Annotated in this window: 9 protein-coding genes and 1 other RNA gene; 5 read left to right on the top strand and 5 right to left on the bottom strand. The window is 67.9% G+C overall.

The genetic code is table 11. The annotated features are described in order from the left end of the window. Window positions 1-287 precede the first annotated feature (287 nt). Window positions 288-767, top strand: coding sequence for a DM13 domain-containing protein (locus ABGA94_RS16690; RefSeq protein ID WP_005415283.1), 480 nt, complete (start codon window positions 288-290; stop codon window positions 765-767). A gap of 88 nt (window positions 768-855) precedes the next feature. Here ABGA94_RS16690 and rnpB read toward each other — a convergent pair. From rnpB to rsmI, 4 genes are all read right to left on the bottom strand, one after another. Beyond that, window positions 856-1,207: RNase P RNA component class A (gene rnpB / locus ABGA94_RS16685), an RNA gene on the bottom strand. An 80-nt stretch (window positions 1,208-1,287) separates the two neighbouring features. After that, window positions 1,288-2,097: a PDZ domain-containing protein gene (locus ABGA94_RS16680; RefSeq protein WP_005415282.1), complete on the bottom strand. Its 810-nt coding sequence runs from the start codon at window positions 2,095-2,097 to the stop codon at window positions 1,288-1,290. Between the two features lie 118 nt (window positions 2,098-2,215). Then, the gene (locus tag ABGA94_RS16675) at window positions 2,216-2,533 is read right to left on the bottom strand and encodes a hypothetical protein (RefSeq protein WP_070489890.1); all 318 of its coding nucleotides are present in this window, start codon (window positions 2,531-2,533) and stop codon (window positions 2,216-2,218) included. A 334-nt stretch (window positions 2,534-2,867) separates the two neighbouring features. Further along, window positions 2,868-3,686: a 16S rRNA (cytidine(1402)-2'-O)-methyltransferase gene (gene rsmI, locus ABGA94_RS16670; protein WP_061478399.1), complete on the bottom strand. Its 819-nt coding sequence runs from the start codon at window positions 3,684-3,686 to the stop codon at window positions 2,868-2,870. Between the two features lie 81 nt (window positions 3,687-3,767). On the opposite strand from rsmI, the gene ABGA94_RS16665 reads away from it, so the two are divergent. The 4 genes from ABGA94_RS16665 to ABGA94_RS16650 all read left to right on the top strand — a co-directional run bounded on the left by ABGA94_RS16665 (window position 3,768) and on the right by ABGA94_RS16650 (window position 7,896). Then, on the top strand, window positions 3,768-5,489 hold the full coding sequence (locus ABGA94_RS16665) for a penicillin-binding protein activator (protein ID WP_375367818.1): 1,722 nt from the start codon (window positions 3,768-3,770) through the stop codon (window positions 5,487-5,489). After that, window positions 5,479-5,847 (top strand): YraN family protein, encoded by a 369-nt coding sequence (locus ABGA94_RS16660; RefSeq protein ID WP_375367817.1) that lies wholly within the window; start codon window positions 5,479-5,481, stop codon window positions 5,845-5,847. The genes ABGA94_RS16665 and ABGA94_RS16660 overlap by 11 nt, the downstream gene beginning before the upstream one ends. Window positions 5,848-5,932: 85 nt before the next feature. Further along, on the top strand, window positions 5,933-6,514 hold the full coding sequence (locus tag ABGA94_RS16655) for a metal-dependent hydrolase (RefSeq protein WP_053498116.1): 582 nt from the start codon (window positions 5,933-5,935) through the stop codon (window positions 6,512-6,514). Next, window positions 6,511-7,896, top strand: coding sequence for an FAD-binding oxidoreductase (locus tag ABGA94_RS16650; protein WP_375367816.1), 1,386 nt, complete (start codon window positions 6,511-6,513; stop codon window positions 7,894-7,896). The genes ABGA94_RS16655 and ABGA94_RS16650 overlap by 4 nt, the downstream gene beginning before the upstream one ends. Before the next feature lie 111 nt (window positions 7,897-8,007). On the opposite strand, the gene ABGA94_RS16645 is transcribed toward ABGA94_RS16650, so the two are convergent. Then, entirely contained in the window at window positions 8,008-10,029 is a 2,022-nt protein-coding gene (locus tag ABGA94_RS16645; RefSeq protein ID WP_134955612.1) for an acyltransferase family protein, read from the bottom strand. Window positions 10,030-10,228 lie beyond the last annotated feature (199 nt).

Below are 10,228 nucleotides of genomic sequence, written 5' to 3'. Positions count from 1 at the left end.
GGCGGCCAGTTGCAGCGGCGCCAACGCCAGGCGTGCGTCGCGCCCGAGGAAGCGACAGCGCACCGGGTCGCCGAAGCGCTGTGGGCCAATCGCAGCGGGCCTGAAACGTCATTCAGCTTCCAGCCGCGACCACGATCCGTCCGCACCCCAGGGGTTTCAGCATCGCCGCCACCCGACTGTGCCCTTTTCGCAATCGGCACTGTGTCTATAAATGTCGGCCCTGACCTCCCAGGGTGGTCGCGCCCGGCAGCACGCCGCGCGATCGACCGCAACCACAAGGAGGCCCCATGCGCCGCATCCTCATCCTGCTCGCCACCCATCTGCTCACCCTCGGCCTGGGCTTCGGCCTGGGCGTCTATCTGCTGCCGATCCTGATCGCCCCCGATGACCCGCCGGTCGCCCAGGTACAGGCCGCAATGAAAGACGCCACCTACCGCACCACCTTCCGCCGCGACCTCAAAGGCAGCGATGCGGTGCACTGGGCCGAAGGCAAGGTCAGCGTCAGCGCCACCCAGGTCGCCTTCGACGGGAAGATGGGACCGGGCCCGGATTACAAGGTCTATCTGGTTCGCGATTTCGTCGACAACAAGGCCGACTTCCTGAAGATCAAGGCGCAGGCCCAGCGCATCGGCGAGGTAAAGACCTTCAACCGCTTCCTGGTCGAGGTGCCCGCGAACGTGGACGTGGACGACTACACCACGGTGGTGGTGTGGTGCGAGCGCTTCTCGCAGTTCATTTCCGCCGGGCAGTACCGCACGCCGGGCTGAACAACATCCCGAGCGTCTGGACGGAAAGCAGCCGAGCATGGCTCGGCTGTACTGTAGAGCCGAGCCGTGCTCGGCTTACCGGAAAAAGAGGCGGAGCCGGCCGATAAGCCGGGTTCTGTCGTGGACAGTCATTCCTCTAGGCGTTACGTCACCGCAACGCTCAAGCAACCTACCCGGATCCAACGCGGGCCGCGCCAAAGGATCCCTATTTGGTCTTGCTCCAGGTGGGGTTTGCCGTGCCGGTCTGTTGCCAGACTCGCGGTGCGCTCTTACCGCACCATTTCACCCTTACCGGCCTTCCGAAGAAGACGTAGGCGGTATCTTTCTGTTGCACTTTCCGTCGGCTTGCGCCGCCCAGGCGTTACCTGGCACCTTGCCCTATGGAGCCCGGACTTTCCTCGGCACCCCCGAAGGGATGACGCGACTGTCTGGCCGGCTCCGCCAGCGCGTATTCTAGCGTACGCACGCCCTTCCTGCCGTGCCGATCGCGGCGGCCGGTTCATCCACGCGTGGCGTGGCTCTAGCGGCCCTTCGCCCTCGCCATCACCACCGCCCGCGACTCCAGCACCACACCTACGATCAATTCCCGCACCTGCGGTTGCGAACCGTCCCATTCAATGCGGCGGACGCGCACGTCCACGCGATCGCCCGGCGCGTAGGCTTTCAACGCTTGGCCGACACCGAAGACGGTCTTCACTCGGGTACCCGCCACGGCCAGCACCTCATCCCCCTTGCGCAGGCCGGCGCGATGGGCCGGACCCTCGTCAGGCTCGGATTCGATCACGGTCGCGCCCCCCATCTGAACGCCGAGGACCGGGCGCAGCGCGTCGCTACGCGAATCCCCTTCCCCGGCCTGCTCGCGCGCCAATTCGGTGGCGCCCAGCAGTGCATCGTCCAACCCCGCATCGAAATAGGGCGCGTTGTCCACGAATGCGGCGCATTGCCACGACGCGCGCTCGGGCACCGGCTCGCGCCTCGCACGCAGGGCCTGCCGCAGGTCGCGCCATTGCGCCGCGCTGACGTACCGCTGCTGGCTGTTCACCAACTGCTGGTAGGCCGCCTCGATCTGTGCGTGGTTGTCGGCCCCCACCTGCAGACATGCCTCGTAGCTCTCCAACGCGTCACGTGCCGCGCGGTAGGTCAGGTAATTGCCGTAATCGCGAACCGACTGCAGCCGATTGAACTCGACCAACCCCGGATCGAACAGCAGGTAGCCGACATAGTCCGGGCCCAGATCGGCTTCGGTAATGGCTGCGGGTGGCGGCGCTTCAGCTGCAGGAGCTGGCACATCGGCCAGTGCGAACAGCAGGAACAGTCCCTTTTCAAACATCTGTCTTTCCTCCCTGAAGGAAATTTGAGAGCTTCGCCCCTTAGCCCCCCCGGAATTCGGCCGCTGCCGTGTTCCAGCGTCCCAGTCTGTGAACGAGCCATGCAGGTCTGCACGCCTTTCAGGACTTTTCGCCCAGCTCCCGGCGAGGATCGTCGACCAACCGCTTTCTACTGCTACGGTCATACTCGGTCGGCGAGAACGGCATCGACGCACGCGCATAGATGGTGCCTTCCTCGCAGGTGCAGGTGGGCTCCGGCACCGCGCGCACTGCAATCAGGCGACTTAGCCATTCTTCTGACACATTGCAGAATGCGGCGAACACATCCTTTGGCAGGAAATGAGCCTGAAGGTAGGCTGTCAATGCCATCTCGAACAATTGCTCCCAAGTGGGGAATGAAGAGGCGTGTGCCGGAGCGTCTTCGCCCAGGACAGGCATTTGAAGACATCCCGAGCACCGGTCCTCACGCGTCAGAGGCCTCGGAAATGGGGTCACACTACGGACACCCTTCCGCATCGGGAGTATCCGCGCGGGCTCGACTGATCTCAATGTCGCCCTGCAGGACGTCCCGCAATACCCAAAGCTGCTGGGTTCGTACGATCATCAGTGGGTCGGTCATTGATGCTCATCACGACATTCCCTAGCCCCGGATTCGTCCCTCAGCCGCGCACGTGAGCACATTCACGCGCCAGAGATCGGCGACCCTCCGGCGGATCCGAACCGTTTTGCATTTCGCGCCGCGCGCTGCCCGGGCATGGCCCGGAGCGAGCGATCAACTGCCGTACAACGCCTTGCGCGGCGCACCGGTCAGTTCCGCGGCCAGCTTGGCGGCGGTCGACGGCGGCAGGTGCTCGCTCAGCTTCGCGTAAACGCGGCGGCCGTGTGCCAGCTGCGCTTCCTCGTCATCGCCGGCGCCCTGCACCATCACCACGAACTCGCCCTTGCGCTGGTTCTCGTCGGCCTCGACCCTGGCCAGCAGGCCGGCCAGGTCACCATCAAGGACGGTCTCGAACAGCTTGGTCAGCTCGCGGGCCAGTACCGCCGGGCGCTCGCCGCCGAAGATCGCCGCCATGTCGGCCAGCGACTCGGCGATACGGTGCGAGGATTCGTAGAACACCATCGTGCGCACTTCGCCGGCCAGCGCCTGCAGGCGGTCGCGGCGGCCGCTGGCCTTGGCCGGCAGGAAACCCTCGAAGCTGAAACGGTCGCTGGGCAGGCCGGCCACGCTCAGCGCGGCGATGGCGGCGCAGGCACCGGGCACCGGGCTGACCTTGATGCCCGCCGCGCGCGCAGCACGCACCAGGCGGAAACCGGGGTCACTGACCAGCGGGGTACCGGCATCGCTGACCAGCGCCAGCGACTCGCCGGCCTGCAATCGCGAAACCAGGCGCTGCGCCAGGGCCTCTTCATTGTGTTCGTGCAGGGCCACCAGCGGTTGCTGGATGCCGAAATGGGACAGCAGCTGGCCGCTGCGGCGGGTGTCCTCGGCACAGATGGCCGCCACCGAACGCAGCACCTCCTGCGCGCGCGGGCTCAGATCGGCCAGGTTGCCGATCGGCGTGGCGACGACGTACAGGGTTGGCACACTCATTTCAGCGGTACTCACGGGGCAAGGGTAGAATCGTAGCGTGTACCCGGCCAAGGCCGCTGCCCCCATCGCATGGACCCGATCATGAACAAGCCCGCCGCACGGATCTCCGCCCTGTCGTTGTCGCTGATGCTGCTGGCCGGTTGTGCCACCACCAGCCTGACCAGCACGCCCGATTCGCCGGCCCAGAGCCAGGCGCTGGCGCTGATCGAACAGGGCAAGCCGCGCGATGCCGCGCTGCAGCTGGAAGGCCTGGCCTCCACCCTGCGCGGCGGCGCCCGCAGCAACGCACTGGCCGATGCGGCCTGGGCCTGGCACCTCGCCGGCGACAGTGCCCGCGCGCGCAGCCTGCTCGGCCAGCTCACCGCGCGCCAGCTGTCCGGCGCCAGCCTGCAGCGCTACCAGCTGACCGGTGCCGAGCTCGCCTTGGCCGACAAGCAGCCGGCGCAGGCACTGGCCCTGCTGAAGGACCACGGCGATAACGTGCTGCCGGCGCTGCGTACGCGCTGGTACCTGGCCCGCGCCAGTGCCCTGCAGGGCACCGGCGATGCCTTCGGTGCCGCCACCGAACGGGCCCGCGCCCATTCCAGCCTGACCGGCAGCGCGCGCAGCGAGAACCAGGCCGCCATTGCCGGCCTGCTCGGCACCCTCGACGACGCCACCCTCCGCAGCCGTGCCGCTGCCCTGCCGGCCAACGACCCGCTCTACAACTTCGCCGGCCGTGCACTGATCGCGCGCGGCCTGCCGCTGCCGCGCCCGTTCGACCGCGATGGCGCGGCCCAGTTCGACACCAGCAAGCGCCCGCCGGCGATGAGCGACGGTTACCGCCCGCCGGCCAAGCTGGCCGTGCTGCTGCCGCTCAGCGGCCGCCTGGCCACTGCCGCACAGCCGGTGCGCGATGGCCTGTTGAGCGCCTACTACGGTGAAAGCCGGCGCCGCCCGGACATCAACTTCTTCGACACCGCCGGCACCCCGGCCGGTGCCCTGGCCGCCTATGACAAGGCCGTCGCCTCCGGCGCCGACTTCGTGGTCGGCCCGCTGGGCCGCGACGAAGTGGACGCGGTGTACGGCCGCCAGCAGCTGCAGGTGCCGGTGCTGGCCCTGAACCGCGGCAAGGACGCACCGCCGGCCGGCAGTGCCGGCTTCTCGCTGGCGCCGGAAGACGATGGCATCGTCGCCGCCGAGTACCTGCGTGGCCGCGAGCGCGGCAAGGCGCTGGTGATCAACAGCGCTGACGACACCGGCCGCCGTGCCGCCGCCGCCTTTGCCCAGCGCTTCGCGCAGCGCGGTGGCCAGGTGGTGGCCACGATCGGCGTCACCGATGCCGTCGGCGATGTCGGCGCGCAGGTGCGCAACGCCGGCCAGGTCGATGCCGTGTTCCTCGCCGTGCGTGCGCCGCAGGCGCGCCTGCTGGCGCCGCAGCTGGCGCTGGCCGGTGCAGGCGGCGCGACCCGCGTTGGCACCTCGCAGCTGACCGTTGGCAGCGGCAAGGTGGAAGAAGACGTGGCGCTGGACGGCATCGTCTATCCGAACGAAGCCTGGAACGTGCGCAGTGTGTCCGGCCTGCCGTCGGCCAGCCAGGTGGCCAGCACCCTGCCGAGCGCACGCGGTGCGGCCGGCCGCCTGTTCGCCTTCGGTGCCGACGCCTGGAAGATCACCGCCTACCTGGACAAACTGTCCAACGAAGGCGGCCTGGACGGTGCCACCGGCACCCTGTTCCTGGACAGCAACGGCAACATCCTGCGCCAGCCGGCCTGGTCGATCTTCAATGGCGGCCGGCCGATGCCGATCGTCGGTGGTCGCTGAACGCAGCCAACGGGGCTCGGCGGTGGAAGCCGCCGCCGAGAAGCACCTGCAACGGGCCGGACTGCAGCCGCGTGCGCGCAACGTGCGCTATCGCGGCGGTGAACTGGACCTGGTGATGGACGATGCCGGCACCGTGGTGTTCGTGGAAGTGCGCTACCGCGCGCGATCCGATTTCGGTGGCGGCGCCGCGTCAGTGGATGCGCGCAAGTGCCGGCGCCTGGCCCATGCCGCGCAACTGTACCTGCAGGACAACCCGGCGCTGGCCAATGCACCCTGCCGCTTCGATGTGGTGGAAGCCAGTGGCGAACCGCCGCAGCTGCACTGGCTGCGGGATGCGTTCCGATTGGATGACTGTTGATGGCTACTCTTTGCCGGCCAGCGGCCGGCACTACCCGTCGGACCTGCAGCCGGCCCGCGGCCGGCACGACCACGGTGCGTGACTGATGCCTTCGATCATCACCCATGCCGCTGTGCCGCTGGCGCTGTGGTGCGCCGCGGATCGTGGCCGCATCCCGCCGCGCCTGCTGGCCGCCGGCGTGATCGCCGCCATGCTGCCCGATGCCGATGTACTGGCCTTTGCGCTGCATATTCCCTACGCCGATGCGTTCGGCCATCGTGGCGCCAGTCATTCACTGCTGTTTGCCGGCGTGCTGGCAGCATTGGCTGCGGTCTTGGCGTTCTTTGGTAGTCGCCGACCTTGGTCGGCGGGTGTGTGCCAACCAAGGTTGGCATCTACCGTGCAAGCGGCGGTATTTGTCTTCGTCTGCGCCGCCAGCCATCCGCTGCTGGATGCAATGACCTCCGGTGGCCTGGGCGTTGCGCTGGCCTGGCCGTGGAGCGAACACCGCTTCTTCGCGCCGTGGCGCCCCATCCGCGTGTCACCGTTCGCGCCACAGTTCTTCAGCGCACGCGGCGTGGCTACCCTGCTCTCCGAACTGCGCTGGGTGTGGCTGCCACTGGCCGGCGCCGTTGTCGCCTGGAAACTGATCCAACCCGCTCCTGCTGCCCCACGAGATCCGTCATGAGTCCTGCCCTGCCCACCGCATTGGTTACTGAACTGTCCACCCTGCTGGGCGCGGAGGGCTGGCGCATGGATGACGGCGCGCTGGAGGCCAACGCACAGGACAACTCATGGCGCCATCAGCGGCCGGCTGCAGTGGCGTTTCCGGCGGACATCGAGCAGGTGCAGGCGCTGGTGCGTGCATGCCGCGTGCATGGCGTGGCGCTGGTCGCGCGCGGTGCCGGCACCGGTACCACCGGTGCCGCGGTCCCGCAGCCGGGCAGCATCGTACTCTCGTTCACCCGCATGGACCGCATCGTCGAGATCCGCGCCGGTGATCGCTGCGCGGTCGTGCAGCCGGGCGTGTTGAACGGCACGCTGCAGCAGGCGCTGGCGTCGCACGGCCTGTTCTGGGCGCCGGACCCGTCCAGCGCCGAAATCTGCAGCATTGGCGGCAACCTGGCCTGCAATGCGGGCGGCCCGCGCGCGGTGAAGTACGGCACCAGCCGCGACAACGTGCTGGGCCTGGTGGCGGTGACCGGAACCGGCGACGTGATCCGTTGCGGTGGCGCCTACACCAAGGATGCCACCGGCTACGACCTCACCCACCTGCTGGTAGGCAGCGAAGGCACGCTGGCACTGATCGTGGAAGCCACGCTGAAACTGACCCCGCTGCCGGTCAGCCAGGCCGGCCTGCGCGTGCTGTACCGCGATGCCGATGCTGCTGCGGCCGCCGTGTCGCGGTTGATGTCGCAGCCGGTGGTACCCACCCGCCTGGAATTCATGGATGCGCGCAGCCTGGAACTGCTGCGGCTGAATGGTGCCGATGTGCCGGAAGCAGGGGCGATGCTGCTGGTCGAGGCCGATGGTGACCACGACACCCTGCCCTATCTGTTGCAGGCATTGGCCAGCGCCGCCGAAGGCGACGGCATGATCGAGCTGGACGTGGCGATGGAAGGCCGCGCGCGCGACCAGCTGTGGGCGGCGCGCAAGGCGCTGTCGCCTGCGCTGCGCAGCGTCGCGCCGGGCAAGATCAATGAAGACGTGGTGGTTCCGGTGTCGCGCATTCCGGAACTGGTGGCCGGTGTACAGGCCCTGGCACTGGACTACGCGCTCACCATCGTCACCTTCGGTCACGCCGGCAACGGCAACCTGCACGTCAACATCCTTTACCACCCGGACGACGCCGACGAAAACGCACGCGCGCATGCCGCACTGCCGAAGATCTTCGAGCTGACGCTGGCACTGGGTGGCACGTTGTCGGGCGAACACGGCATCGGCCTGGCCAAGCGCGATTTCATGGCGCAGGCGTTCACACCGGCTACGCTGGCGACGATGCGCGCGATCAAAGCCGCGCTTGACCCGGACGGTATCCTCAACCCGGGCAAGGTACTGCCGCCGGCATAGACCGCGCGCACTCCTTCGCACTCCTGTAGAGCCGAGCCCATGCTCGGCTGCGCTTCGACCAGATCGCGATGAAGCCCGCGCTGCGCGCGCAAGCCGAGCGTGAGCTCGGTTCTACACCGGCGTGTCGCCTGCAATATCGATCAGGGTCTGCCGGAAACTGGGCAACAGCACGCGGTTGCCATGCCCGCTCAGGTGGTCGTTGTCGAAGAACAGCGGCTCCCCGTCTTCCACCGCCGAACAGGTTGTTGGCCCGCACAGCAGCGGCAGCGGATCCCACACCGTGAGCGATGGATAGCGCGCTGCCAACTCGGCCAGCAACGCCATCTGCGGCGCACGCAGCCTCTCCAGATCATCGCGCGGCATGCTCAGGCCACCGGCACACGCCGGGTTGCGGCGGTTGAACCAGTCCGAACAGCGGTACGCACCGGCCTTGAACAACGGCAGCGGTGCATCCAGTACCACATGCACGCCCAGCTTCTGCAGACGTCCAAGAACATGATCAGCCTCATCACGCGCGGCCTGCGCATCGGTCGGGGTGCGCTCGGCGAGCAGTTGACGGTAGATTTCCTGCGCATCCTGACGCTGCCAGTCGAATCCACGCAGCTCCGGCATGCGCAAGGCCGCCAACAGCACGATGTCACCGGGGCGTGCCTGGCGCTCGATGGTCGACAACGCGTCCTCAATGAAGCTCTGGCAGTCGGACGGGCTGGCGCGCAGCAGGTTGACGAAGCTGCAGCCGCCGCGATCCTGCTGGCGCACCTCCATGCCGGTCTGGCGCGCGACCATGCTGGTCATGGTGCGATACGCCGCCGCGTGCGAATCGCCGGACACGAACAGGCGCCGCCCTTCAAGCGCCGGCGCACTCACCGGCTCCAATGGGCGCCACGCGGGGTAGCGACGCGCCTGCCATGCATAGCCGTCGCGGGTCACGCTCAGCGAGACCTGCTCATGGTACTCCACCGTGGCCCAGGCACCCGCGCCACACAGCGCCACCAGCGGTACCGCCATCGCCAGCACCTTGGCCGGTGCCAGGCGCAGCAGCGGCAACGCACTGCGCAGCGGACGCTCGATGAAGTGATACGACACAGCCGATAGCGCCAGCAGCAGTACCGGATACAGCCACAGCGCGGCGCCGTGCAGGCCGTAGGTCCAGCGCAGCAGCACCAGCAGCGGCCAATGCCACAGGTACAGCGAATAGGACAGGCGCCCCAGGTAGGCGAGCGGTGCGCAGCCCAGCGCGCGGGCGAGGCGTGATGTCCCCGGCATCGACACGCTTGCCAACAGCAGCAGGGTACCGGCCACGGTGGCCAGCACGCCGGGAACCGGCATCGCCAGCTGCGGTGCGATCACCACGCCTGCACCCAGCAGTGCCAGACCGACCACTGCAACCGCATCACCGTTCTGGCCCGGCGTGCGCGTGCGCATCCACTGGTACAGCAGCGCGCCCGCAGCCAGCTCCCAGAACCGCGCCGGCAGCAGGTAGAACGCTGCCGCCGGTGCCGTCTGCGCCTGCCAGCCCGCCCACGCCAGCGACAGCACGGTGAGCCCCGGCAACAGCCAACGCGACCACGGCCAGCGCTCACGCCCGCGCAGCCAGACGAAGAACAGCAGCGGGAAGACCAGGTAGAACTGCTCCTCCACCCCCAGCGTCCACGTGTGCAGGAACGGGTTCAGTTCCGCGCCGGGTGAGAAGTAATCGTCCTGCTGGCCAGCCAGCACGATGTTGCTGAAGCCGACCAGCGCGGCCCAGCCGGTCTGGTCGAACTGCTCATTGCGCCACGCGCGGGGAATGAACAGCGCAGACAGTATGAAAGTGGTCACCAGCATCACCAGCAGCGCCGGCAACAGGCGCAGCACACGGCGCCGGTAGAAATCGAGCAGCATCGCGCCCAGCGACGCATGGGCGCGCGAAGCCAACGACTGGCTGATCACGAAGCCGGACACCACGAAGAACAGGTCCACACCGGTGAAGCCACCCGGTAACCAGGCTGCGTTGGTGTGAAACAGGATGACGGCCAGCACCGCCAATGCACGCAGGCCGTCAATGGCAGCGTTGTGGGAACGTTCGGGAGCAGACATGCGGGTGACCGGCAGCGAGCGATCCGGCAGCATCGCCACCGTCTGCGCAGTCATTCAATGGACGATCGCGACAGACATGGACATCGTTCAGGTCCCGCCCCCGCTCGACGCGGTTGTAGAGCCGAGCCATGCTCGGCTGCAGCGGCGCGGCCCGCACAGGCATCGCGTTGCCGGAATGGAAAGACGCCGGGCATGGGCCCGGCGCTAGCTTATTCTTCGTCGCTCCCGCGACGCTTTTCCGCGGCCAGCGTAT

Source organism: Stenotrophomonas sp. 3diitr2024, from assembly GCF_042136455.1.
GTDB lineage: Bacteria > Pseudomonadota > Gammaproteobacteria > Xanthomonadales > Xanthomonadaceae > Stenotrophomonas > Stenotrophomonas sepilia.
Note: the sequence above shows the minus strand (reverse complement) of the source record. Positions and strands in the feature narration are given on the sequence as shown.

Bases quoted from the DNA above. Each gene is read 5' to 3' on its own strand.
- rsmI (WP_061478399.1), bottom strand. From the start codon at position 3,686: ATGAGTGTGCCAACCCTGTACGTCGTCGCCACGCCGATCGGCAACCTG.
- ABGA94_RS16650 (WP_375367816.1), top strand. From the start codon at position 6,511: ATGAGTCCTGCCCTGCCCACCGCATTGGTTACTGAACTGTCCACCCTG.
- ABGA94_RS16655 (WP_053498116.1), top strand. From the start codon at position 5,933: ATGCCTTCGATCATCACCCATGCCGCTGTGCCGCTGGCGCTGTGGTGC.
- ABGA94_RS16665 (WP_375367818.1), top strand. From the start codon at position 3,768: ATGAACAAGCCCGCCGCACGGATCTCCGCCCTGTCGTTGTCGCTGATG.
- ABGA94_RS16680 (WP_005415282.1), bottom strand. From the start codon at position 2,097: ATGTTTGAAAAGGGACTGTTCCTGCTGTTCGCACTGGCCGATGTGCCA.
- ABGA94_RS16690 (WP_005415283.1), top strand. From the start codon at position 288: ATGCGCCGCATCCTCATCCTGCTCGCCACCCATCTGCTCACCCTCGGC.
- ABGA94_RS16675 (WP_070489890.1), bottom strand. From the start codon at position 2,533: ATGCCTGTCCTGGGCGAAGACGCTCCGGCACACGCCTCTTCATTCCCC.
- ABGA94_RS16645 (WP_134955612.1), bottom strand. From the start codon at position 10,029: ATGACTGCGCAGACGGTGGCGATGCTGCCGGATCGCTCGCTGCCGGTC.